This window comes from Glaciecola sp. 2405UD65-10 (assembly GCF_048820975.1).
Taxonomy (GTDB): Bacteria; Pseudomonadota; Gammaproteobacteria; order Enterobacterales; family Alteromonadaceae; genus Glaciecola.
This window is the reverse complement of record NZ_JBMEUF010000001.1, coordinates 1,305,555-1,329,912: the sequence shown is the minus strand read 5'-3', so window position 1 is coordinate 1,329,912 and position 24,358 is coordinate 1,305,555. Positions and strand designations below refer to the sequence as shown.

20 protein-coding genes and 1 pseudogene are annotated in these 24,358 nt (G+C 40.4%); 15 read left to right on the top strand and 6 right to left on the bottom strand.

Annotated features, from left to right (window positions below):
• Positions 1-109: 109 nt before the first annotated feature.
• Complete coding sequence (gene mutS, locus ACOI22_RS06110) at positions 110-2,701, bottom strand: DNA mismatch repair protein MutS (protein WP_420672326.1); 2,592 nt, start codon at positions 2,699-2,701, stop codon at positions 110-112.
• 159 nt (positions 2,702-2,860) lie between these two features.
• Here mutS and ACOI22_RS06105 point away from each other — a divergent pair, with 159 nt between their 5' ends.
• The gene (locus ACOI22_RS06105) at positions 2,861-3,358 is read left to right on the top strand and encodes a CinA family protein (RefSeq protein ID WP_420671122.1); all 498 of its coding nucleotides are present in this window, start codon (positions 2,861-2,863) and stop codon (positions 3,356-3,358) included.
• A 286-nt stretch (positions 3,359-3,644) separates the two neighbouring features.
• A complete protein-coding gene (recA, locus tag ACOI22_RS06100) occupies positions 3,645-4,679 on the top strand; it encodes a recombinase RecA (protein ID WP_420671121.1) in 1,035 nt (344 codons plus the stop codon).
• 200 nt (positions 4,680-4,879) lie between these two features.
• Here recA and ACOI22_RS06095 read toward each other — a convergent pair whose 3' ends face one another.
• Both ACOI22_RS06095 and ACOI22_RS06090 read right to left on the bottom strand, forming a co-directional pair.
• Positions 4,880-5,200, bottom strand: coding sequence for an EscU/YscU/HrcU family type III secretion system export apparatus switch protein (locus ACOI22_RS06095; protein ID WP_420671120.1), 321 nt, complete (start codon positions 5,198-5,200; stop codon positions 4,880-4,882).
• The gene (locus ACOI22_RS06090) at positions 5,193-7,388 is read right to left on the bottom strand and encodes a hypothetical protein (protein ID WP_420671119.1); all 2,196 of its coding nucleotides are present in this window, start codon (positions 7,386-7,388) and stop codon (positions 5,193-5,195) included. Before ACOI22_RS06090 ends, ACOI22_RS06095 begins: the two co-directional genes overlap by 8 nt.
• 219 nt (positions 7,389-7,607) lie before the next feature.
• Here ACOI22_RS06090 and ccmA point away from each other — a divergent pair, with 219 nt between their 5' ends.
• The 10 genes and pseudogenes from ccmA (at position 7,608) to ACOI22_RS06040 (ending at position 15,743) form a co-directional block, all read left to right on the top strand.
• Entirely contained in the window at positions 7,608-8,231 is a 624-nt protein-coding gene (gene ccmA, locus ACOI22_RS06085; protein WP_420671118.1) for a cytochrome c biogenesis heme-transporting ATPase CcmA, read from the top strand.
• Positions 8,232-8,239: 8 nt separating this feature from the next.
• On the top strand, positions 8,240-8,908 hold the full coding sequence (ccmB, locus tag ACOI22_RS06080) for a heme exporter protein CcmB (RefSeq protein ID WP_420671117.1): 669 nt from the start codon (positions 8,240-8,242) through the stop codon (positions 8,906-8,908).
• A pseudogene (locus ACOI22_RS06075) lies at positions 8,908-9,645 on the top strand (heme ABC transporter permease); the annotation flags it as partial. The gene ccmB and the pseudogene ACOI22_RS06075, both read left to right, overlap by 1 nt.
• Before the next feature lie 30 nt (positions 9,646-9,675).
• The gene (gene ccmD / locus ACOI22_RS06070; protein ID WP_420672325.1) at positions 9,676-9,963 is read left to right on the top strand and encodes a heme exporter protein CcmD; all 288 of its coding nucleotides are present in this window, start codon (positions 9,676-9,678) and stop codon (positions 9,961-9,963) included.
• A 40-nt stretch (positions 9,964-10,003) separates the two neighbouring features.
• Entirely contained in the window at positions 10,004-10,474 is a 471-nt protein-coding gene (ccmE, locus tag ACOI22_RS06065; RefSeq protein WP_420671116.1) for a cytochrome c maturation protein CcmE, read from the top strand.
• Entirely contained in the window at positions 10,474-12,519 is a 2,046-nt protein-coding gene (locus ACOI22_RS06060) for a heme lyase CcmF/NrfE family subunit (protein ID WP_420671115.1), read from the top strand. The genes ccmE and ACOI22_RS06060 overlap by 1 nt, the downstream gene beginning before the upstream one ends.
• A complete protein-coding gene (locus ACOI22_RS06055) occupies positions 12,516-13,166 on the top strand; it encodes a redoxin family protein (protein WP_420671114.1) in 651 nt (216 codons plus the stop codon). Before ACOI22_RS06060 ends, ACOI22_RS06055 begins: the two co-directional genes overlap by 4 nt.
• A complete protein-coding gene (locus ACOI22_RS06050) occupies positions 13,159-13,659 on the top strand; it encodes a cytochrome c-type biogenesis protein (RefSeq protein WP_420671113.1) in 501 nt (166 codons plus the stop codon). The genes ACOI22_RS06055 and ACOI22_RS06050 overlap by 8 nt, the downstream gene beginning before the upstream one ends.
• Positions 13,660-14,910 (top strand): c-type cytochrome biogenesis protein CcmI, encoded by a 1,251-nt coding sequence (gene ccmI / locus ACOI22_RS06045; RefSeq protein ID WP_420671112.1) that lies wholly within the window; start codon positions 13,660-13,662, stop codon positions 14,908-14,910.
• A gap of 2 nt (positions 14,911-14,912) precedes the next feature.
• Positions 14,913-15,743: a VacJ family lipoprotein gene (locus tag ACOI22_RS06040; RefSeq protein WP_420671111.1), complete on the top strand. Its 831-nt coding sequence runs from the start codon at positions 14,913-14,915 to the stop codon at positions 15,741-15,743.
• 75 nt (positions 15,744-15,818) lie between these two features.
• On the opposite strand, the gene galE is transcribed toward ACOI22_RS06040, so the two are convergent.
• The 3 genes from galE to ACOI22_RS06025 all read right to left on the bottom strand — a co-directional run bounded on the left by galE (position 15,819) and on the right by ACOI22_RS06025 (position 18,784).
• Positions 15,819-16,838: a UDP-glucose 4-epimerase GalE gene (gene galE, locus ACOI22_RS06035; protein WP_420671110.1), complete on the bottom strand. Its 1,020-nt coding sequence runs from the start codon at positions 16,836-16,838 to the stop codon at positions 15,819-15,821.
• A complete protein-coding gene (locus ACOI22_RS06030; RefSeq protein ID WP_420671109.1) occupies positions 16,835-17,146 on the bottom strand; it encodes a DUF6170 family protein in 312 nt (103 codons plus the stop codon). The genes galE and ACOI22_RS06030 overlap by 4 nt, the downstream gene beginning before the upstream one ends.
• 117 nt (positions 17,147-17,263) lie before the next feature.
• On the bottom strand, positions 17,264-18,784 hold the full coding sequence (locus ACOI22_RS06025) for a peptide MFS transporter (protein ID WP_420671108.1): 1,521 nt from the start codon (positions 18,782-18,784) through the stop codon (positions 17,264-17,266).
• Positions 18,785-19,033: 249 nt separating this feature from the next.
• Between ACOI22_RS06025 and wecB the strand changes: the two genes are divergently transcribed.
• From wecB to ACOI22_RS06010, 3 genes are read left to right on the top strand one after another with little or no spacing between them, the layout of a single operon-like run.
• On the top strand, positions 19,034-20,158 hold the full coding sequence (wecB, locus tag ACOI22_RS06020; protein WP_420671107.1) for a non-hydrolyzing UDP-N-acetylglucosamine 2-epimerase: 1,125 nt from the start codon (positions 19,034-19,036) through the stop codon (positions 20,156-20,158).
• A gap of 3 nt (positions 20,159-20,161) precedes the next feature.
• Complete coding sequence (gene wecC, locus ACOI22_RS06015; protein WP_420671106.1) at positions 20,162-21,424, top strand: UDP-N-acetyl-D-mannosamine dehydrogenase; 1,263 nt, start codon at positions 20,162-20,164, stop codon at positions 21,422-21,424.
• Between the two features lie 2 nt (positions 21,425-21,426).
• Positions 21,427-24,054: an SLBB domain-containing protein gene (locus ACOI22_RS06010; RefSeq protein WP_420671105.1), complete on the top strand. Its 2,628-nt coding sequence runs from the start codon at positions 21,427-21,429 to the stop codon at positions 24,052-24,054.
• The last annotated feature ends 304 nt before the right edge of the window (positions 24,055-24,358 follow it).

Genomic DNA, 24,358 nt, shown 5'->3' with positions numbered 1-24,358 from the left:
AGAAGTAAGCGCACTAATTTTAACACTATATTCAATGCACAAATAAGGCGGCAAGAATACCGCCTTTGTTGGAAGAATATTATACCTAGTTTTACCCTGTTGAGTAAATCTAAAAATCACCTGAGCGATCAATTTGCTGTTTCAGTTGATAAAGAACCGCTTGTGCTTCGCGAGGCGTTAGTGCGTCTAAATCAATAGCATTGATAGCTTGTTCCAACCAATGAGGACCGGGCAAGTCCATACTTAGTTGCTCACTTTTGGCTGATTGCGCATCTTCATTGTGTGGATTATTTTCATAGGAAGACTGTGTGGCGAGTGTTTCTAGCTGCGCCATCTTTTGCTTAGCCAAATGTATGATTGGCTGTGGTACACCAGCTAACTTAGCAACTTGCAAACCAAAGCTACCGCTAGCGGCACCTTTTTCCAGTTTATGCATAAACTTAATATCATCGTTATGTTCAAGCACCGTTAGATGCACGTTTTCGACTGAATTAAACTGCTCAGAAAGCTCGGTCAATTCTGCATAATGCGTGGCGAACAAGGTGAAACAAAGCGTTTTTTCTGCTAATTGCTGTGCACAAGCCCATGCTAAAGACAAGCCGTCATAGGTGCTGGTACCTCGGCCTATCTCATCCATAAGCACTAAACTATTGGAAGTCGCATTGTGCATGATGTTGGCGGTTTCGGTCATTTCTACCATGAAGGTTGATCTTCCCGATGCTAAATCATCGGCAGCTCCTATTCGCGTAAATATTTGATCAATAGGACCTATTGTAGCGCTGGTTGCTGGGACAAAACTGCCAATGTAACTTAGTATCACGATCAGTGCCGTTTGGCGCATATACGTTGATTTTCCGCCCATGTTTGGACCCGTTATCATTAACATGCGCAGTTTTGAATCTAAGTATAAAGGGTTTGCAATAAAGGGAGACTTCATTACTTGCTCAACCACTAAATGCCGGCCGTTTTCAAGTTTAAGTTTACTGTTGCTGCTTAAAGTGGGCTGGCAGAGGTCTAAATTTTGCGCGCGTTCGCAAAAACAATTGAGTACATCAAGCTTGGCAATGTATGAAGCGCTTAGCATTAAGTCATTTAGCACAGGCATAATAATATCAAATAACTCATCAAAGAGTTTCTTTTCAAGCGCAAGCGCACGGCCTTGGCTACTTAGCACTTTATCTTCATGCTCTTTGAGTTCTGGAATAATGTAGCGTTCGTTGTTCTTTAGTGTTTGCCTTCTTATATAGTGAGCTGGCACCTGCTGAGAATTAGCTCGGCTAACTTCAATGTAAAAGCCATGCACTTTGTTATAATTGACCTTTAATGTTGCTATTCCGGTAAGTTCACGCTCACGCTGCTCTAATTGGCGAAGAAAGTCAGTGGCACCATCTGCTAAGTCTCTTAATTCATCTAACTCTTCACTATAACCTGGCTTAATAACACCGCCATCACGCAGCACTACCGGCGGGTTATCAATAATCGCGGTTAATAATAAATCGTTAAGCTCATCATATTGGCGGATATTGTTTTGAAAAATGCGGATATCGCCTTTGAAATCAACGTTTTCTGAATCTTGATATATCTCTTCTAATATACATTGAAGTGCGGGGAGGGTGTTAAGCGCAAGAGATAAACGTGCGAAATCTCGAGGGCGAGCACTTCTCAGCGCAACTCGTCCTAATATTCGTTCTAAATCCCCAATCGACTTTAAACACTCGCCTATATTGTTGTTATCGTAATTTAACAGTGCGTTGATGATGTTGTGACGATGGTTAATTTCTGCGGCTTGCCTACTAGGGGCATGCAAGTATCGTTGCAGCAGCCGTGAACCCATGCTGGTTAAGGTTGTGTCTATTGCGCTGAGTAAGGTATTTTCGCGCCCACCACGTAAATTCTTAGTAAGTTCTAAGTTTTGCTGTGTTGCCGCATCCATTAATAAATGGTTATGAGCGGTATCTTGAGATATACAATTAATATGGCTTAAGGTGGTGCGCTGAGTTTCATTTAAGTATTGCAGTATACAGCCAGCGCTTTGAATGCCTAATGCGTTTGAATCAATGCCAAATCCATCTAAATTAATGGTAGAGAATTGCTGATTTAACTTAGTGAGCGCAGTTTCTTTATCAAAATCCCAAATAGGGCGTTTTTGCTTACCTGAATATGGCGTCAGTAAATGCATAAACGAGCAATTCTCTGGATAGAGTAGTTCGCTAGGGCGAATGCGTGAAAGAGCTGCGCTAAGGGCTTGCTCTGTTGCACAGTCAATAATAGCGAAACGACCAGATGACAATTCAATATAAGCTAATCCAAAAGCTTCTTTTTGTTTATAAACGCCCGCTAATATGGCTTCATTTCGCTCATCAAGCAATGCTTCATCGGTTACGGTACCAGGCGTAACTATACGAACAACCTTTCTTTCAACAGGGCCTTTTGAAGTGGCGGGATCACCAATTTGTTCGCAAATAGCCACTGATTGGCCCATTTTGACTAATTTTGCCAAATAGTTTTCTGCAGCATGGTAGGGCACGCCAGCCATTGGAATAGGCTCGTCATTACTTTTACCGCGAGCGGTTAAAGATATATTCAGTAGCGCGGCTGCGTTTTTTGCATCATCAAAAAATAATTCGTAAAAATCCCCCATTCTATAAAACAAAAGGATATTTGGATGCTCAGCTTTAATGGCGAGGTATTGCGCCATCATTGGTGTGTGTGTGGGTTTTTTAGACATAGTGTAAAAGTTATTTTTCTTATGGTGTTAAGCGGTAAAACCGAATAAACGTTGATTTAGTGAGCACGTCTTTAGTTGCGCTATATTTGCATGTATTCTATTGGAATTAAGCCCAACTAAAAAGACGTATTCGTGATTAACTTTTCTAGTGACCGTAAGTTCCTACTTTCAAAACAACTTGGCGATATCTTATTAGCGCATCAGCTCACTGTGACTACTGTTGAGTCGTGTACGGGTGGTGGTGTGGCGCATGCCATTACACATGTGCCGGGTTCTTCGCAGTGGTTTAATAAAGCGTGGGTTACTTATTCTAACGATGCTAAGCACACTGAAGTTGGCGTTCGCCCAGATACCTTAATGTCATTTGGCGCAGTTTCTGAAGAAGTGGTCACTGAAATGGCGCAAGGGGCTCGCAAAAAAAGCACGGCTGATTTGGCTCTAAGCATTAGTGGCATAGCTGGGCCTACAGGCGGTACCGATACCAAACCGGTGGGCTTAGTTTGGTTCGCGGTGGCCACTAAAACAAAAACAATAACCTGCTTTCGCAGATTTTCAGGTGATCGCGAGCTAGTGCGTGAACAAGCTATTGCAGTTGGTTTAGAAAAACTGATCGAATGTGCAAGTTATTAATATAGCGATACTTTGTTAGTCTTTATATTCGCGATTTATACTGTATGAAGCATTAAGTACAAGCCCTCAAATAAAAGTATTCGAACGTTTTATAGTGGTTTAAAGTTATATTAATCAGTAGCTTAAAATTATTTTAAAATAAATGATTGCAACTGTATTGTTATACAGTATACTTGCGATATAAATGATTACATGCTCTTGTTTAATACGCTTAAATAAAGTTTGTAGTGAAATCTTATTTTCTAGCAATAACGTAGTCAGTACGTCAATTAAAAGGATATCTGTTGTGAGTGATAAAAAGAATCAAGCACTAAATGCCGCATTAGGTCAAATTGAAAAGCAATTTGGTAAAGGCGCAATTATGCGTTTAGGTGATAACCAAGCAATGGATATCGAATCTATTTCTACAGGTTCATTAAGTATAGACATTGCTTTAGGCATAGGGGGTTTACCTTGCGGCCGAGTAGTTGAAATTTATGGCCCAGAATCGTCGGGTAAAACTACCTTAACGTTACAAGTTATTGCAGAAGCACAAAAGAAAGGTAAAACTTGTGCTTTCGTTGATGCAGAGCATGCTCTGGACCCAGTTTATGCTGAAAAACTAGGTGTAAACATTAATGACTTGTTGGTATCACAACCTGATACCGGTGAACAAGCGCTTGAAATTTGTGACATGCTGGTACGTTCTGCAGCAGTAGATGTAGTTATTGTGGATTCAGTAGCCGCATTAACCCCGAAAGCCGAAATAGAAGGTGACATGGGTGACTCGCATGTTGGTTTGCAGGCACGTTTAATGTCGCAAGCATTGCGTAAACTTACTGGTAACATCAAACGTTCAAATACTTTGGTTATATTCATTAACCAGATTCGTATGAAAATTGGCGTAATGTTTGGCAACCCAGAAACAACTACAGGTGGTAACGCACTTAAATTCTACTCTTCTGTTCGTTTAGATATTCGCCGCATTGGTGCGATTAAAGATGGCGATGAAGTAGTCGGTAATGAAACCCGAGTAAAAGTGGTTAAAAATAAAGTGGCGCCACCGTTCAAACAAGCTGAATTCCAAATTATGTACGGTGAAGGGATTAGCAAAGAAGCGGAGCTAATTGACTTAGGTGTTAAGCTCAAGTTTGTTGAAAAAGCAGGTGCTTGGTATAGCTACAGCGGTAATAGAATAGGCCAAGGTAAGGCAAACGTTGTTAAGTATTTAAAAGAACATACTGAAATGGCGGCTGAAATTGAATCACGTATACGCAACGAACTTTTACTAAGTAAAACAGTTAAGCCTGAAGGCGAAGAAGAAGCGCCTGTAGAAGCGTAATCTAATGTAGCTTTTTTTAGCTATCAAAGTTTTTAATTTGTAGCACTGCTATTGTTTAGCGTTAGCGCCTTTTCAATAGCCTTCCCTTTATTTAGGGAATACCCGCATCTAGCAATAGATGCGGTTTTTTTGTTTAAGGCGCTGAAACTGTAGATGCGAAGTGAACAATATGAGCCCACTTTTGTCTCCTTGATAAAAAATTAGGTCTTATGATCGATTTTGCTATGAACATTCTTCCATGAATCTGGAAACTTACCCTGTAAAACATAGCTAAAGGCAATGAGCTCAGCGATAACATGGTATAGGCTATCTGGGATTTCTTGTCCTAAATCTAGGTGTGAAAGCATGGCACTTAGTTCTTCATCTTGGTGAATAAGCACGTCATGTTGCTTGGCTAAGGCTAGCATTTGTTCTGCAATGTCGCCATGTCCTTTGGCTACAACAGTTGGCGCTTTTTCTTGCTCATACTTAAGCGCAATAGCTTGTTGTTTGTTATCATGTGAATTCGAATTATTAGACATAAGCTTGAACCATTTGGAAGTTAGTTTTGTGTAAGGTCTCAGGTATTTTGCCTAAAAAGCATTTGTGGTTCATCCGCAAGCCCAAGTGTTCCAGCCGCTTTTCTAAATGTGGCAGCATATTCACTATGTTAGTTTTTAAGGCTTCATTTGACGCGTAAATATGTAAATCGAGCTTCTCTTCAATAAGTTTCACTTTCGCTAAGGCCTGGCCTTGATTACCCACATCTAGTTTTAATGACAGTTGCCAGTGGGTTTGCGATTCACCTTCATCTTTGCCGCTTTCGCCTTGCTGCTCTCGTTTAATGAGTATTTCAGTATCTTTAGCTTGTGGCGAAAACATATTTGGCAAAGCGTAGTAAAAAGTATCTTGGCCTTGAAGAGTACTTTCAGAGCCACTTAGTTTATGCAGAGTATGGTTGCTAAGCACTTTATTGACCTGTGAAATAAGTTCTGAATTTGGATCTCTTCTATGTAGTTCTTGTAAAGTCTTTACATTTTGTTGCCCCTGTTTAGGGGCAACTGCTTTTGCTAAGGTGGGAAGTAACGCATTTATCTGATTTGCTAACTGAGGTTGTTGGTTTGCAAGTTTAGCCAACAAACTTGCTTGGAGCATGGTTACCAAACCGTTTAAAAATGACCCTGAAGGCACTGCTCCCTGAACATTGGGAGTTTTGAGTATGGAAACATCGGGTAAAGCGGCGGTATTAAATATTTGTTTTAAATCGTCAACTGAAATATTCGACTGCTTTCGTAAGTCTGAATCGGTAAGAACGTCTGATTTATTGGCCTTGGCTTCGTCAGGGTGTTGGCTCACGGCAATGCTCTTGATAAACGCTTTTAGGTCAGGACTGCCACTTGTTGTTATTTTGTCGAGTATTTTTGTTACGCCAAACATGCCCTCGCTTACACTTGAACTTCGCGCTAAGCTTTGGTTTAGCTCATTAGCTAGCTTTATTTTTAGTTCACCAACTTGGTCTTGCCCTATATTACTAACAAATTTTGTTTGCAGTAAATTAGTAATCGTTTCTTTAGTGTTGCTTACTTTACTATTTGGATGAATTTGGCCGCTTGGGCTAAATTGACTGCTTTTACCATTAGTATTTAATTTAAGCTCAGGTAGCTTTTCTAAACTCGTGCGCTCTATATTTAATATAACGGGCTTTGCTAATAGCATTATTTGTAGCTGATTGGCATTCGAACTTGCCTGGCCCTTGTTAATTGTTGGCGATGCCGAAATTGCTATTTTCGCCTCTTCCAACATACTTGGCGACAATTGCCCCAGCAATTTACTTGAAATATCTTTTCCTAGCTTATTTAACGTTGTGGAGCTTGTATCAAGTACAGTAGCGTTTTGAGGCTTGTTAATTTGTTCATGCAAAAATACATTATTTAATATGGGCTTTATACTCGCGGGGCGTTGATGTAAATATTGGTTAATACTTCGCAAGGCACTTTGTGGTAGTGATATATCATTATTCACACTCAGGCTTTTGATAGCCCCTTTCGTCATATTTGCGTCTAATGTCAGCTTTACTGTGTCGTCGGTATGCACTTTACCTTGTAATTCAAGTGGCATAGGCAAGCTTAATTGACTCGTTTTACTCATATGCGCAATGGTTAACGAGAGTGTTATATTGTTACTCGTAAGTGCGCTTACTTTGGCATTTAGCGTTGCTGAGAATATAGGTTCACCGGTCTTTTGCGCAATATCCACTATTGATGATAGTAGCTTACTACTAAGAGGAGACGTGGTAGGTAATGACACTTGCGATAGCAAATTTGGTAAGGCTTTTTTAAGGGTGCTAATGGATATGTCGGGCCAATGTTTCGATAAACTTTGAATTAAGGGAGCCGACATCTGCTTCACGTGCATGCTTTGGCTTTGCTCAATATGAAAATTAAGTGATTTTGCAGTAGAACTCAGCAAAATCAGTTTATCACCGGCTTTTAACGATTGCTGTGAATCAAGCCCTAATATAGCATCTTTACTCACCGTTATTGCTTGCTTGGAGTTGGGGGCTTTTAAAACTACATCCGCATGATTGACTGAAACTACCGTCAAGGCTAGAGCTTTTCCTTGAGGCGTAGGCAGGGCGCGCTCATCAAGGCTCTTCTCTGCATAAGCTGAGCGAGGAGTCTCTACTATTTTGGTCAGCGAATTTAGGTTGTCGGCTTTTAAGTCAGACATATCATCCGTATAAGTAAGTTTTATGTAAGCATTATTTTCACAAATGCTGCGTTATTCTATGGTATCGGCCAAAAATGAGCTTCCTCTAATTGCGCTGAATCAAATACCTTTATGATTGCTTGGTCAAGACACTATAATTGCATCTCTTTTACTGCAATTACGCTAATTTATATGCTAGTATCCCTTGAATTTTCAATCACATGAGCACTGACTTCCACCGTGTTAATTGCTAAACAAATATGCTGTGAAAAGCAAGACAGGATCTTGTTTCAAGACTTTGATTTGTCGATTAAAAGTGGTGAGTTGGTGTTGCTTAAAGGTGAAAACGGCGCGGGTAAAACAAGTCTACTGCGCATTTTAGTGGGCTTAAGCGCCCCTATTTCTGGTAGTGTGGCAATAAACAACATTGACGTTCACGCAGAGCCAAATCACGCTTTACAGCAAGTATTATATATAGGTCATAAACTCGGTTTAAATGCATTATTAACACCAATAGAAAACCTTCAGTTTTTTAATCAAATGTGCGCCTATCAAAACAAAAATCAATTTATTCTTGAGACCTTAGATAATCTAGGATTAATTGGGCTTGATGATGTTCCTGTAAAGAGTTTATCTGCAGGTCAACAGCGCAGAGTAGCATTGGCAAAACTATGGCTTCACAAAAGTGCGAAACTATGGGTTTTGGATGAACCTTTTACAGCGCTTGATGTTGGTTTGGTAAACATGCTTGAACAACAAATGTTATCTTTTATTAATAGTGGCGGTGCGGTTCTAATGACCTCCCACCAAGCCCTTAGTATTCAAGATCATGTTAGAACGGTACAAATGGAGTATAACTGGTAATGGTGAGCATGCGCAGAGCCATACTAGCGGTGGCAAAACGAGATTTTTCAATTGCTTACCGCCAGCGCGCTGAATTAATGCAGCCCTTAATGTTTTTCTTAATGGTAGTGACCCTGTTTCCCTTGGCAATAGGCCCTTCACCTCAAACCCTCCAACTTGTTAGCGGCGCTATTATTTGGGTAGCAGCAATATTGTCGTTACTTATGGGCTTAGAACGCTTATTTAGAGACGATTTTGCTGATGGCAGCTTAGAGCAATTGATTATTTCACCACTTCCCTTGTATTTAATTGTGTTAGTTAAAGTTGTTAATCATTGGCTAGTGCATATTGTGCCCTTACTAATATTGTCACCGTTGTTAGCGTTGTTCTTGAATATGAGCTTAAACATGTACCTTGCCCTTGTTATTACTCTTTTAGTTGGCACTCCAACTATTAGCTTAATTGGTGCAATAGGTGTTGCCTTAACCGTTGGCCTGCAGCGCTCGGGGGTATTACTCGCCTTATTATTAATCCCTCTTTTTATTCCGTTACTAATTTTTGCCACTTCAACAATAGATTCTGCTGCAATGAATTTACCTTTCGGCTTTCAAATTGGTATTATGTCATCAATACTCCTATTGGCCCTAGCCGTGGCACCTGCGGTAATTGCATATTCTTTAAAAGTGAGTCAAAACTAATGTGGAAATGGTTACATTCGTATGCGCAACCAGAAAAAGCTTATGGCGCATGTAATACTTTACTCCCTTACTTTATTGGAGCGCTATGCATTGCGTTACCCGTAGGGTTTATTTGGGGCTTAGCCTTTTCTCCAACTGATTATCAGCAATTTGATGTGTATCGCATTATTTATATTCACGTACCTACCTCAACACTATCACTGAGTGCCTATGTTGCTATGGCTATTGCGGCATTCGTAGGAATGGTGTGGCAGTGGCGAAGCGCGTTAATGACTATGATCGCAATAGCGCCAGTTGGGGCGGTTATCACTTTTGTTTCATTGTTTACCGGTGCAGTGTGGGGCAAGCCTACGTGGGGAACATACTGGATTTGGGACGCAAGATTAACTTCTCAGTTAATTTTGTTGTTTTTATATTTAGGTGTTATTGCACTTTATGTTTCCTTTGATGATAAACAACAAGGCTCAAAAGCTGCCGCTATAATGGCCATGGTGGGAGTGGTTAATATTCCTATTATCAAATTCTCAGTGGATTGGTGGAATACTCTGCATCAAACCGCCACCATTAGTAAATTAGATAAGCCTTCAATGCCCTCTGAAATGCTTTTCCCCTTACTGATTGGCATGTTGGGTATGGCTGGCTATATTGGTACGATAAGCTTAATTCGCTTAAAAAATGAGTTAATAAAGCAAGATTCTCACCGCCCTTGGGTAGCGAAAACCTTGGAGCAAGAAACTTTACACTCAAAGCCTATTGTTTCTAAGTTGATGTGGGTCTTTATTTGTCTAATTAGCGTATTAGCTTTCACTTATGTTGTTGCCCAAGGTTTCAAATTTAACAACATGAAAGCTTTTTGGGATATGGGCGGTCGTGGTTTATTCGTATGGTTAAGTTATGGTGTCAGTATCACTGTAATGGCCTTGTGCCTAATTGTTAGCATAATTGAACGTAAAAGCATTATTAAACAAGCTGAAAAACAACGTGAGCGCGTAAATAAAATTATGCAGGCGCGTGCGGCCAAAAAAGCAGCTAAATTAGAAGCGCAAAGCAACTAGCGCTCGTAGCAAAAAATTTAAAATTTAGTCGAGAAAAAGTATGAACCCTAGAAGAAAACAACGTCTATTTGCGGTTAGCAGTATACTCATACTAATAGCGGCAGCAGTTGGCATTATGATAAATAGCTTAGGTGACAATATAGATGCATTTTATACACCTAGTGAAATTGTAAATGGCAAAGATAAAACAGGGCAAAAACCTGTAGTCGGACAGCGTATTCGCATTGGCGGTATGGTAGTGCCAAACAGTGTACAACGTGATGACGAAACCTTAGCCGTGAGTTTTGATTTGATGGATACCGGCCCTGTTGTAACCGTTAACTTTTCCGGTATATTGCCTGACCTATTCAGAGAGGGGCAGGGAATTGTTGCCACAGGCGTATTAGAGGCTCCTACACGCATTATTGCTCATGAAGTATTAGCTAAGCATGACGAAGAATATATGCCACCAGAATTAGCCGAAAAAATGAAAGGTATTAAACACGTCCCACCTTCGGAGAATAGTTACTAATGATCCCAGAAATTGGCAATATTACCCTAGTTATTGCACTAGTACTGTCTATTTTGCTTGCGGTATATCCCTTATGGGGCGCACAAACGAATAATGTTGCCTTAATGCGCATGGCTAGGCCGCTTACTTTGGCGCTATTTGTATTCACCCTAATAGCTTATATTTGTTTAACCCACGCATTTATGACTGACAACTTCAGCGTAAACTACGTGGCGCAAAACTCTAATAGCCAACTCCCTTGGTATTACAAAATGACGGCTGTATGGGGCGGTCATGAAGGCTCATTTTTACTTTGGGTACTTATATTTGCTGTTTGGACTGTGGCTGTAGCCTTATTTTCGAAGGGTATACCTTTAGTTATGTTGGCTCGCGTATTGTCTGTTTTAGGCATGGTGAGTATTTCGTTTTACCTGTTTATGCTCATTACCTCAAACCCTTTTGATAGTATGCTTCCTTTTTTTCCAGTAGACGGACGTGACCTAAATCCCTTGCTGCAAGATTTTGGTATGATAATTCACCCGCCTATGCTGTATATGGGTTATGTGGGGTTTTCAGTTGCCTTTGCGTTTGCTATTGCCGCATTAATAGGTGGGCAGTTAGATTCAACGTGGGCGAGATGGTCACGCCCTTGGACAATAGCCGCCTGGAGCTTTTTAACGGTAGGTATTGCACTAGGTAGTTGGTGGGCATATTACGAACTGGGTTGGGGCGGCTGGTGGTTTTGGGATCCCGTTGAAAATGCCTCATTTATGCCTTGGTTGGTAGGAACCGCATTAATGCACAGTTTGGCCGTTACTGAAAAACGCAAGGTATTCAAGTCTTGGACTGTTTTATTAGCCATTGCAGCGTTTTCTTTAAGCTTACTAGGTACATTTTTAGTTCGCTCGGGTGTTTTGGTATCGGTCCATTCATTTGCAAGTGACCCTTCTCGTGGACTATTTATATTAGGTCTACTAGTTATTGTTATTGGTGGTTCGCTATTGCTATATGCCTTGCGCGCACAGCAATTAAAAAGTGTAGGGCGCTATAATACGTTTTCACGCGAAATGATGTTAATGGGAAACAACGTGCTTCTGTGCTCTGCATGTATTGTTGTGTTACTTGGTACCTTATTTCCGCTAGTACATAAAGAGCTTGGCTTAGGCAGTATTTCTATTGGCGCACCATTTTTTAATCAGATGTTTACGCTGTTAATCGTACCCTTTGTATTATTTCTGGGAATTGGCCCGTTGACACGTTGGAAATCACAAAAGCCAGAAGCGCTTCGAAATCAATTGGTGCTGGCGTTCATATTGGCGCTTTCAGCAGGTATTTTAGTAAATTTCACTTATGACCAGCCTACCTATATGGGCGTATTAGGCATGGTAATGAGTTTTTGGATAATCATAAGCTCTGTATTAGAAGTTAAACAAAGAGTAGATTCCAGTACGAAAGATGAAGCCTTTTTTAGGTCGCTTAGGCGATTAACGCCAAGCCACTGGGGAATGATTCTGGGTCATCTTGGTTTTGCGGTAAGTTTAATAGGCATAACCTTGGTAAGCAATTATGAGCTTGAACGCGATGTTAAAATGTCACCCGGACAGAGTGTTAAAATAGCGTCTTATGATGTTAAGTTCAGTGGCGTTAAATCTGTTGATGGACCTAATTATATAGGTGATAGAGGTATTTTTGATGTGTACAAAAATGGCGAGTTAGTGAGCCATTTAGAGCCCGAGAAGCGTATTTACACAGTACAGAGAATGGGAATGACTGAAGCGGGTATTCACACTACCTTTACGCGTGACTTATTCGTTGCCATGGGCGAACCTCTTGATGGCGACGCTTGGGCAATTCGTTTATATTACAAACCGTTTGTGGTTTGGATATGGGGAGGGGCCTTTATTATGTGCTTAGGCGGTATATTCTCTATTAGTGATAAACGCTACCGAATAAAGAAAATAGCAAAATTAAAAAATGGATTTACCGCAAGTGCTAATTCAATACACAATGAACAAGAAAATACTGGCGCTTTAGGTGCGCAACGCATAAAAGAGAGTGCTCAATGAATCGTTTAGTTTTATTTTTAGTGCCCCTTGTTCTATTTCTGGGCTTATGTATATTTTTGTTTAAAGGTTTATATTCAGATCCAACTCAAAGAGACTCTGAAGTGCTCGCAAAACCTTTCCCTGCATTTGAATTACCCGATTTAAATGATACTCAAAAAATACACACTAATGCCCTGTTTTCTGAGCAAGTTACCTTAGTGAACGTGTGGGGAGTGTGGTGCGTTACTTGTGCAATAGAGCTGCCATATTTAACTTCGTTATCGCAAGAGGGTTTGCGCGTAGTGGGGCTGTATTATGATCAAGATATTGATCCTGATTTCGGCTCAAAAACAATAAGTAGGGTGCGTACCGAAGTTGCGCAAATGACGGGCAAATACGGCAATCCTTTTGCCTATAATATTTTTGACGTTTATCGAAATACATCGCTAGATTTAGGCGTGACTGGCGCACCTGAAACATTTCTTGTTGATACCCAAGGGGTTATTCGAGTGCATCATCTAGGGGATATTAACCCGCGTATATGGCGCCAAAAGTTCGCGCCAGTATTAGCGTCGTTAGACCCTGCATTGGCAACTCAGATTGAAGCCTTAAATCAAGCATTATCACCTAAGCTTACGAATACTAATGGGGCTACTGTGAATGAGTAAACGATTAGTAGTTTGGGTGTTTAGCATGATGTGCTTAAGTGGCTTATTAGGTGCGAATTTGGCTAATGCGCAAGAAACGAATATTGAGCATAGCGAAGTTAAGCAAGAATATGCTGAAAATTATGTATTTGCAGACCCTGCAAAGCGAAAAGAATTTTTGGAACTGACTGCCTCACTGCGTTGCCCCAAATGCCAAAACCAAAATATAGCAGATTCCAACGCGCCTATTTCTCATGATATGCGCCGAAAAGTGTACGAGCTTATGCAGCAGGGGAGCAGCCAACAAGAGGTAATAGAGTGGATGAAACAGCGGTATGGTGATTTTGTATATTATAAACCACCTGTGAATGCTGCGACTATTTGGCTTTGGCTAATTCCCGTTCTTTTTGTATGTATTATGCTTACGTTTTTTCTTCGCAAAAGAAACGTGCAAACAGACGACAATATTAATGAAAAATTGGCCCGCGCCGAGCAGTTATTAAAGGACGAGTAAGTGAGTGAATTTTATTTATTGGCAGGGGCATTGTTGCTGCTGGCGGGATTATTTGTTGTTTACCCTTGGATCAGAACACAAAAACGACTTAGTGCAGAAGTTTCGAACGCTAATGTAATAAAGCAACGTATTGATGAACTCGAGCGGGAAGTTGAAGAAGGTTTAATTGATAAAAAAGATAAGCAAATAGCCATAAGAGAATTAAAACTCGCCTTAGTTGATGAAAGCCCTATTGAACACTCGGCTAAACGACAATTTGCAACGCCGGTACTTATTTTACTCAGTATTCCTGCAATTATCGCAGGGGTGTGGGTTTATTATCATGCGCATCAATTATCAGGGCTTAACGCTTATACCAAGGCGAAAGTTGATGTAGTTGCCTTACGCGAAAGAATGCAGCAAACGGGAGGTCAAGGTTTGACTCCCGATGACTTTGCTGTATTGGCCTTATCAATTCGAGATAATTTACGCGACAACCCACAAGATATTAGCGGTTGGAGCACTCTTGCGCTCGTGAATTCAGCTATTGGGCGTTTAGACGAAAGTGTGGCTGCTTATGAAAAAGCGGTAAACCTTGACGCAAGTAATGATACGCTTAGATTTAAGTATTCTGAAGCACTAATGCTAGCAGGCTCCGAAGATGATTTACAAACCGCTGTAAGGCAAATGGATTACTTGATAAGCAAAGATGCTAGTAATAGAAATTATCGTTTGTTATTTACCACCATTGCAATAAAGCTACAAGATGTGGCATTGGCCCAGCAGCATTTTGAAGTTATTAAAGACGAACTTGACCCAAACAGCCAATTTTATCAATCAATTACAAATGAATTGTCGCTATTAGGCTTAGATTTTGGGCCAAAAGAAGCTATTCATAAACTTGAAAATGGTGGCGCTAGTCGCTTAGTTGTAAATATTGAGTTAGACGTCAAATTGAATGAAATCTTGCCAGCAAATGCATATTTAATTGTTTTCGCACAAAATGCCAACAGCACCAGTAAAGTGCCTTTGGCGGTAAAACGAATGCCCCTGGGGGATTTACCTACGCAAGTAGAACTAAGTGACAGTGATGCTATGATTGCCAATATGAACTTAAGCAGTGCGCAGCAAGTAAACGTAACCGCCAGAATATCCATTGACGAAAATGTGATGCCACAAGCAGGCGAGTTACAGGGAATTACAAACAACATTCAGATTACGAAGGGCAAAAGCCAATCACTTGATGTGATTATAAATGAGGAATTACAGTGAGAATGAATCAAGTCCGTGGCTTAATGCTAGCCATTTGTGTTATAGCGTTAAGTGCCTGCGCGAGTAAACAAGAGGAACAATTAAAACAGGCTGATGCAACAATCGCACCTGTAGATGCGCCTCTTGAAGTTCAAGCTGAAGCATCCTCTAATAATAACGATCCTTTCGAACCATTTAACCGCGTAATGTGGGATTTTAACTATGAAGTACTTGACCGCTTCCTACTCAAGCCTGTGACGAAAGGGTATGTTGCCGTAACACCTCAAGTTTTGCGCACGGGTTTGTTAAACGCAGCCAACAATTTAGAAGAGCCGGCAAATAGCATTAATAACATGCTACAAGGTAAGTTTGAGAGTGGGTTCACTAGTGTGGGTAGGTTTGCTGTAAATTCAACCATAGGGCTTCTTGGCTTTTTTGATGTAGCTAGCAGCATGGGCTTAGAAAGAAAGCGGGAAGATTTTGGCCAAGTGCTTGGCGTATGGGGAGTGGGAACCGGCCCCTATCTAATGATACCGGCCTTAGGGCCCAGTGATTTTAGAAGCTTAACCGGGACTGTTGTTGATAGATACTATTGGCCTGGAACGGTCCTTGAAGATCCATATGTAATAGGAGCCGCCGTAGTATCGTTACTTGAGGCACGAGCGACCTTAATTGAGCAAGAAGAGAATTTAAATCGCTCACTTGACCAATACTTATTTGTTCGCGATGCATATTTCCAGCGTTTAGCTTTTGAAGTGAGTGATGGGCAGATTGAACAAAAATCAGATGAAGAGCTAGAAGAAGAGCAAGATGATTTCTCTGACTTTGAAGCATTGCTCAATGGCACTGAATAGGTGCCAAACTTAAAATAAAAAAGGTGTCTTCTACGACACCTTTTTTGATCAACGATTATATTAAAAAATGCCTAATTACTTAGGATACCCGTTTGGATTTTGACTTTGCCAGCGCCAAGAGTCTGCGCACATCTCAGCTAATCCCTTTTTGGCAGACCAAGCAAGTTCATTAAGGGCTAATTCTGGGTCAGCATAACATGATGCAACATCACCACTTCTTCTAGGGGTAATCTGATATGGTATTTTTTTACCGCTCGCTTTTTCAAACGCGGTCACCATCTCTAGCACACTATACCCTTGCCCTGTGCCTAGGTTACAAGTAAATAATCCAGCATTTTGTTCAATTTTAGACAAGGCCTTTAAATGGCCGTCGGCTAAATCTTCTACATGAATATAATCACGTACGCCAGTACCATCAGGTGTGTCGTAGTCATCCCCAAATACACTCAAAAATTCACGCTTACCGGTGGCCACTTGTGTAATAAACGGCATAAGATTATTTGGAATACCGTTTGGATCTTCGCCTATGCGTCCAGATGGATGCGCACCTGCCGGATTAAAATAGCGAAGCAATACGACATTCCATTCAGGATCTGCTTTTTGCATGTCGGCTAGCATAAGCTCAACCATTAACTTAGACATACCATAAGGATTAGTTGGTGTGCCAGTAGGTAACTTTTCATGAAGCGGAAGTTCAACAGGGTCACCGTAAACGGTAGCTGATGAGCTAAATACGATATTTTTTACCTTATTTGCGGCCATCACTTTACATAAGTTAAGCGTACCGTATACATTGTTTTCGTAATATTTTAGCGGCAAAGCAACTGATTCACCTACTGCTTTTAAGCCTGCAAAATGTATAACGGAATCAATATTGTATTTACTAAAAATGCCAGATAAACAAGCTTCATCACGAATGTCACCTTCAATTAGCGTGGCTGACTTTCCAGTAAGTTCGCTCACTCGCTCTAAACTAACTGATGATGAGTTAGAAAAGTTATCTAGTACAACAACTTTGTAGTTTGCTTCGAGTAATTGTAAAACGGTGTGGCTACCAATGTAGCCGCTACCACCAGTAACTAAAACAGTTTTCATTCCATATCCTTTTCAGTGGGAGTGGGTTTAATTTTGATGTATTTGGCACTTAGGGAGTATTGTAGTGGTTTTACTATAATTGGATATAACAGCAGAATTAACGCTGCCCATGCCAGTGACCACCAATCAGTCGCTACACGCAATAAAAAGACAAATACCGGTACAATCACAAAGAGCTTAATAATATTTAAAAATGTCTTTTCTGGCACCGATATTCTATTCGACGCCTGTTCCAGTAAAGCCATTCGTTCAGTCACACTGAGCGATTCGAGCCCCGGTATCTTTTTAGTTGATGTATATATTTTCAAGATTACTCCCCACTTCTTACATTTATTGTACACCAGATAACAAAAAGGGCGAGTGCTCAACTGCGCAACTCACCCTTTTTTATCATATTAATATGATATTTTAATGTCTTAACGCGTTTACGCTTCTTTGTTTGCTAACTTTTCCCATTTACTCGTGGTAAATGATAAAAGCACCAACACAACACCTACACCAATGCTGAACATGGTAATTTGTAAGTAAAGGTCTGGCATTTGATCCACTCTATTCGGATCGAATTTACCAGAAAGTAAGCCGGCTATAACGCTACCCATTGAATAGGTGAGTACAAACACACCCATTAATTGGCCTGAAAAACGACGTGGTGACAATTTACTAACGGCACTTAAAGCAACAGGGCTTAAGCATAACTCACCTACTGTGTGTAGGAAGTAAGTTGCCACTAACCAGTAAGGAGCTACCTTTAATCCTGCAGCCGCATATTGCGCCGCAAAAAACATTACTATAAAGCCGCTTGCCATAATAATTAGGCCTATTGCACATTTTATGCTGTAACTCGGCTCTATCATACGTTTCGCTAGGTTTACCCAAAGTGCAGCAAAAAATGGCGATAACAAAATAATGAAATACGAGTTGATTGACTGAAACCATGCAGTAGGAATTTCAAAATTACCTATCATGCGATCAGTGTAATCACGGCCAAATAAATTTAGTGAAGAACCCGCTTGCTCAAAGCCTGCCCAAAAGCATGTTGAAGCTACGCATATTAGAAACAATGCGCCCATACGGCGTTTTTCATCAGCCGTTAAGTTTCCGCCAAAAAATATGTAGGCAAAGTAGAACAAGAAAATGGCAGTAATAATTACAGCAACATTTTGCGCTACCACAACAGGATTAAATGTAATGCTTCCTGAATAAATAAGGGATGTGATTATTGTTACGCCTATTAAGAATGCAACAATAGCCAGCCAAGCTGTTTTTTGCGCTTGAGCAGAAAGAGGTACCTTTGGACCATCGGCAACGCCAGCTATGTTTTGAGCGCTTAACTTATACTGAATTAGGCCTATGCCCATGCCAATTGCAGCGGCACCAAATGCATAGTGATAACCCCAATTAACTTGTAAATAGCCACATACCATGTAACCAATAACAGAGCCAATATTAATACCCATGTAATAGAGCGTGTAAGCACTGTCACGGCGAGAGTCTTCTGGCGTGTATAGTTCACCCACCATGGCGCCAATATTGGGTTTTAATAAACCAGTGCCAAGCACTACAAATATTAAACCTATAAAGAATGATGAATCAGAAGGAATAGCCAACACAATGTGGCCAATCATAATAGTAACACCGCCATAAAAAACGGCTTTTTGACCACCTATTAAACGGTCAGCTATCCAACCACCGGGTAATCCAAAAAAATATACCGCACCAGTATATAAACCATAAATTGCGCCTGCGGCGGCAACGGTTAAGCCTAAGCCACCCTCTTGTAGTGAAAGCGTCATGAATAGTACGAGCAAGGCACGCATGCCGTAATAACTCATACGTTCCCACATTTCAGTAAAGGCTAGCGTTGAAAGCCCTAAAGGATGGCCAAAAAATCGTTTGTCGTTAGTACGGTCCACATGATTTGTGGTACCTGTTTGTTCGGTTTGCATGCACTGCATCCTTGTTTATTATTGTTTTAAAATCCCGCGTATTATGCCTTCGTTCTATATTTTTATGCAAGCATGTTAGGCTCGCACAAATTTTAGGCAAGGAAAACATCTGTAAATTTATATCTTTAAATACATGTGACATCGTTATTTGTTTTAGTTAAACTTGCGAAAATATTGGAAATGTTGCGAATTCACTTTAAAGCTTGTTTACAACAAGAGTGTATCGGCCCATCGGAGTCAATGGAAACAATGAAAAAAGTCTTATCTGTTTTTGGTACACGCCCGGAAGCGATCAAAATGGCGCCTTTAGTGAAAGCACTAGAAGCCGATAGTCGATTTGAATCAAAGGTATGTGTTACCGCTCAGCATCGCGAAATGCTAGACCAAGTACTCGAATTATTTGAAATAGACCCTGATTACGACCTTGATTTAATGAAGCACAAGCAAACGCTGAATCAGGTTACCTCAGGCATACTTACCAATATAAAACCCATTCTTGAAGAATTTAAGCCCGATGTAGTGCTGGTACACGGCGATACCGCCACCACCTTTGCGACGAGTTTAGCCGCATATTATGAGCAAATAGCCGTAGGGCACGTTGAAGCTGGTTTACGTACGGGGAATATTTATTCCCCATGGCCAGAAGAAGCAAATAGAAAATTAACAGGGGCAATTACCACTTATCACTTTGCCCCTACCGAAGCGTCTCAAAATAATTTATTGCGTGAAGGCTACGCTAACGACGCCATTACGGTAACCGGTAATACTGTTATTGATGCTTTGCTAATGGTTAAAGATAAAATAGCGAGTTCTGCTAAATTAAATACCACATTTGCTGAAAAATTTAGTTTTTTAGACAATGATAAAAAGCTAATTTTAGTAACTGGGCATAGAAGAGAAAATTTTGGCCAAGGGTTTGAAAATATATGTGCTGCCTTAGCTGAAATAGCGTCAAAAAATCCTGATGTAGAAATTCTGTATCCGGTACATTTAAATCCTAATGTACAAGAACCGGTTAAGCGTTTATTAAGCGGCTTAGGCAATGTGCACCTTATAGAGCCTCAACAGTATTTAGAATTTGTTTATCTAATGGATAAGGCATGCATTTTGCTTACTGATTCTGGCGGAATTCAAGAAGAAGCGCCAAGTTTAGGTAAGCCTGTGTTAGTAATGAGAGATACCACTGAACGCCCTGAAGCGCTTGCTGCCGGAACGGTCAAGTTAGTGGGTACTGACAAAAACGTAATAGTGGAAAATATATCAACGCTATTAAGTGATGAAGATGAATATAATAAGATGAGCTTTGCCCACAACCCTTATGGTGACGGTAAAGCTTGCGCAAGAATTTTAGATATTTTGGCGAAAGGAAATTAAGCTGTGTCATTTGAAACAATTTCAGTAATAGGTTTAGGTTATATAGGCCTACCTACAGCGGCAATGTTTGCTGCACACGGTAAAAAAGTAATTGGTGTGGATGTGAATCAACATGCCGTTGATACCATTAACCGCGGTGAAATCCACATTGTAGAGCCTGATTTAGATGCTTTGGTTGCACGTGGTGTATCGAAAGGCCGATTACGAGCAACTACTGTTCCTGAACCCGCAGATGCTTTTCTTATTGCCGTGCCAACACCATTTAAACGTGGAACTGAACAAAATACCCCTGAGCCTGATTTGTCTTACATTGAGGCCGCGTGTAAAGCAATAGCCCCTGTGATGAAAAAAGGTGATTTAATTGTTTTAGAATCTACTTCACCAGTAGGCACCACAGATAAGGTAGTGGAATGGCTTGCTGATTTGAGAACCGACTTAGTATTCCCTAAAGAAGACTCTCTGGAATCAGATGTGTACGTTGCCCATTGCCCGGAACGAGTCTTGCCTGGCAGAGTGGTAAGTGAACTAATAGAAAATGACAGAGTAATAGGTGGCATTTCACCTAAGTGTTCAGAAAAAGCGATTGAGTTGTACCTTGCTTTTGTAAAAGCTGAATGTGTTAAGACCAATGCCCGTACTGCTGAAATGGCAAAGTTAACAGAAAATGCCTCACGTGATGTCAGCATAGCTTTTGCAAATGAGTTATCTATTATTTGTGATGAGAACGACATAAATGTGTGGGAGCTAATAGCGTTGGCAAATCGCCATCCCCGAGTGAATATACTGCAACCAGGCCCTGGTGTTGGTGGGCATTGCATTGCCGTTGACCCTTGGTTTATTGTGAGCCAATCTCCTGAATCAGCAAAATTAATTCGCTTAGCTAGAAATGTGAATGACGCTAAGCCGGAATGGGTTATTAACAAAGTTAAGATAGCGGTAGCCGACTTTTTGGCTCAAAATCCAAATAAAACAGTGAACGATGTCGTTGTAGGTTGCTATGGCTTGGCGTTTAAAGCGGATATAGATGATTTGCGGGAAAGCCCCGCTTTAGATATATCAAGAAAGTTGACCGATATTTACGGAGTCAATTGCCTGAGCGTTGAGCCTAATGTGGAACAAGATAAGGCTGTAGAAGGCGTTAATATTCATTCCGTTTTCGATACCTTAAGTAAAGCACATATACATTTACTGTTAGTTGATCATCGTGAGTTTAAAGCCTTGAAAAAACCTAATGGCGTTGTAATTGATACAAAAGGTATTTGGTAAAAGTGAAAAATAATAATCTTCTTAGTATATTCGCAGGCGTTACTTTATTTTTGTCTGCAGCCGCAACAGCGCAATCATTTGTTCCGTCTCAGCAGCAAATTAACCAATTTAAGAATCTTCCTCGTGCCCAGCAAGAGCAACTTGCTCAGCAAATGGGGTTTGATTTATCTATTTTGGAATCAGGCACTAAGCAAAGTAGCAGTGATTATGAAGAAGATGAATTAGATTTCTTTGAGCGCGACTTAGATAATGAGAAAATTGCTTCAGAATTAGCTAAGCAAAGTGTTGCAGAGGAATCAACCGCAAAGCTAACACCTTTTGGGTATGACATATTTGAAAGTAGAGATGAGGCGGCTAAGCCGAGTTCTAATCTGCCCGTGCCTTCAAATTACACTATTGGGCCTGGCGACTCGATTAAACTGCAACTTTTTGGCAAAGAAAGTGGTGACTACGAATTGCTAGTGAATAACGACGGCAATATTGACTTGCCTGACTTAGGTCCACTCAATGTTGCTGGGACTAGTTTTACCGAGTTAAAAAGCCTAGTTGCACAAAAGTATGAGCAACAAAAAATTGGCGTTTCTCCATTTATCTCAATGGGTCAACTTCGAACTATTCAGATATTCTTAGTGGGAGAAGTATTTCGTCCAGGCCCTTTGGTTGTGACGGGCTTATCTACTATTACAACCGCGCTTATCAACAGCGGTGGCGTAAATGAAATTGGCTCTTTGCGTAATATTCAATTAAAACGACAAGGTAAAACGGTAGCAAACTTTGATTTGTACGATCTCATTGTTTTTGGTGATACCTCAAATGATGTAAGGCTAGAACAAGGTGACGTCCTTTTTGTCCCTACAGCGCAAAACATTGTGTCAATAGATGGCCAAGTTAGACGCCCAGCTATATATGAAATGAAGCCCAGTGAAACAATTGCAGATTTATTCCAGTTAGTGGGTGGTTTCTTACCGAATGCAGATAAAAATGCTATGCAGGTAATTAGAGGTGATAGCGAGGGCCTATCTGTATTGAATGTTTCAGCTTTCAACCCTTCTCAAATGAAGCGCAAATTATCTAATGGTGATTTTGTACGAGTACCTAAATCAAATCAAGAATTTAATAATGCAATTGTTGTAAGCGGCGCAATAAACTTGCCAAATGTATTGGCGGACAGCGGCCTTAGCTTACGTGATGTAATTAATAAACGTACTTTGCTTAGTAATACTGACTTAGACTATGCATTGATAGCTCGAAAAGGGCGATTTGATACAAAAACAACAGTTATTCAATTCAAGCCTCGAGACGTTTTGAGTAATTCATTCAACTTAGATTTACAAGCTTATGATGAATTAATCGTTTTTAATCGAATTAATAACGAGCCTGTTGATGAAGAAACAGAACAACTTAAAAACAACGATGATAAAAAGGCTAAGGATGACTTTAAGAGCTTAGATGAAGAACTCAACAATGAAGACGCCCCTGAATCTTTAATGGAAATTGAATCAAACCGCTTTACAGCGGCTGGCTTTGAACGAGAAAGTACTTTACAAGAATCAAGAAAAAGCCTGCTTGCGCCGCTAATTGCGAGACTGAAAGATGAAGCTAGTAGCTTCGAAAAAGTTCAACTTGTTCAGGTGTCTGGACAAGTAAAATACCCAGGTGTTTATCCATTGGCTCAAAATAGCCATTTACAAAACTTAATTGCTGCTGGTGGTGGATTGACGGAAGCTGCGCATTTAGAATCAGCTGAAATTACGCGAATTGAAGTGGCTGATGGCGTTTCTCAAATAAAGCATTCTAATATTAACTTATTAGATGAGTTATCAAAACCCGCCAAAGCGCAAATAAAACTAATTTCAAAAGACGTACTTAATGTGGTTCGTATACCTCAATGGTATGAAGATAACCAAGTTGAACTTAAAGGCGAGGTGGTTTTCCCTGGTTTGTATCAAATTTCTGAGGGTGAAACTTTATCAAGTGTAATTAAGCGCGCCGGTGGACTTACAAACAAAGCAACCCTAGGGGCGTCACTTTTCACTAGAGAAGAGCTAAAAGAAAAAGAAAAACGAAATATAGACAAAGCTATAGAAGACCTTCGACAACAATTAGCGAATAACAACTTAAGTAGCAGCCAATTTACAAAAACGATAGATTATGAAAGCGCAACTGCTGTACTTGAAGATTTAACCGATGTTGAGCCCTTAGGGCGTATGGTTATCAATTTAGTCGATATTTTAGCTGGTGAGGCCGATGCTGACTTTGAAGTAAAAGATGGTGATGTTCTTATTGTACCAAATGTGACGCCTGCAATATCGGTGGTAGGTGAAGTGTTTGTAGCTAATACTTTTATGTTTGATAAAAATATAAAGGTCGACGATTACATAGAAATGGCTGGCGGCATTAGGGAGTTTGCCGACCAGTCAAAGCTATACGTTGTTAGGGCTAATGGCTCGGTGTTTGTTCCTAAATCAAGTTTTTGGTTCTCATCAGAAACTGAAAGTATTTTACAACCTGGGGATACTATTGTAGTACCAAGGGATACCACTAACTATGATAACTTATCGTTGTGGCAGGGTGTGACCCAAATTCTTTATCAAACAGCTGTGGCGTTAGCGGCGATTGGAAGTTTATAATAATTGAAATGTTTTATGCTTTGTCTAAATCTTACGTTTACAAAGCATCTATGTCTATTTGTTCCAGCGGCTTGCGAGAGATTAGCTGAGCATGTGGGTTTATTGCAGATGAATTTGAGGTTTTTTGTAAGCGTAGATTAAAGACAGTTATCTGGCTTAATGTTCCAAGGCAGCCGTTACACTATATCAGGCTTAGGATGAGTATACACTTTGAATAATTGGGAGATGCAATCATAAGGCACAGTTGTTGGTTGTATTTCGCGCGTTCTGCTCTTTATCAGCATATAGCTGTCGATTATGCACC

Bases quoted from the DNA above. Each gene is read 5' to 3' on its own strand.
- mutS (WP_420672326.1), bottom strand. From the start codon at position 2,701: ATGATGGCGCAATACCTCGCCATTAAAGCTGAGCATCCAAATATCCTT.
- ACOI22_RS06095 (WP_420671120.1), bottom strand. From the start codon at position 5,200: ATGTCTAATAATTCGAATTCACATGATAACAAACAACAAGCTATTGCG.
- ACOI22_RS06090 (WP_420671119.1), bottom strand. From the start codon at position 7,388: ATGTCTGACTTAAAAGCCGACAACCTAAATTCGCTGACCAAAATAGTA.
- ccmB (WP_420671117.1), top strand. From the start codon at position 8,240: ATGCGCAGAGCCATACTAGCGGTGGCAAAACGAGATTTTTCAATTGCT.
- ccmD (WP_420672325.1), top strand. From the start codon at position 9,676: ATGTGGGTCTTTATTTGTCTAATTAGCGTATTAGCTTTCACTTATGTT.
- ccmE (WP_420671116.1), top strand. From the start codon at position 10,004: ATGAACCCTAGAAGAAAACAACGTCTATTTGCGGTTAGCAGTATACTC.
- ACOI22_RS06060 (WP_420671115.1), top strand. From the start codon at position 10,474: ATGATCCCAGAAATTGGCAATATTACCCTAGTTATTGCACTAGTACTG.
- ACOI22_RS06055 (WP_420671114.1), top strand. From the start codon at position 12,516: ATGAATCGTTTAGTTTTATTTTTAGTGCCCCTTGTTCTATTTCTGGGC.
- ACOI22_RS06050 (WP_420671113.1), top strand. From the start codon at position 13,159: ATGAGTAAACGATTAGTAGTTTGGGTGTTTAGCATGATGTGCTTAAGT.
- ACOI22_RS06040 (WP_420671111.1), top strand. From the start codon at position 14,913: ATGAATCAAGTCCGTGGCTTAATGCTAGCCATTTGTGTTATAGCGTTA.
- galE (WP_420671110.1), bottom strand. From the start codon at position 16,838: ATGAAAACTGTTTTAGTTACTGGTGGTAGCGGCTACATTGGTAGCCAC.
- ACOI22_RS06025 (WP_420671108.1), bottom strand. From the start codon at position 18,784: ATGCAAACCGAACAAACAGGTACCACAAATCATGTGGACCGTACTAAC.
- wecB (WP_420671107.1), top strand. From the start codon at position 19,034: ATGAAAAAAGTCTTATCTGTTTTTGGTACACGCCCGGAAGCGATCAAA.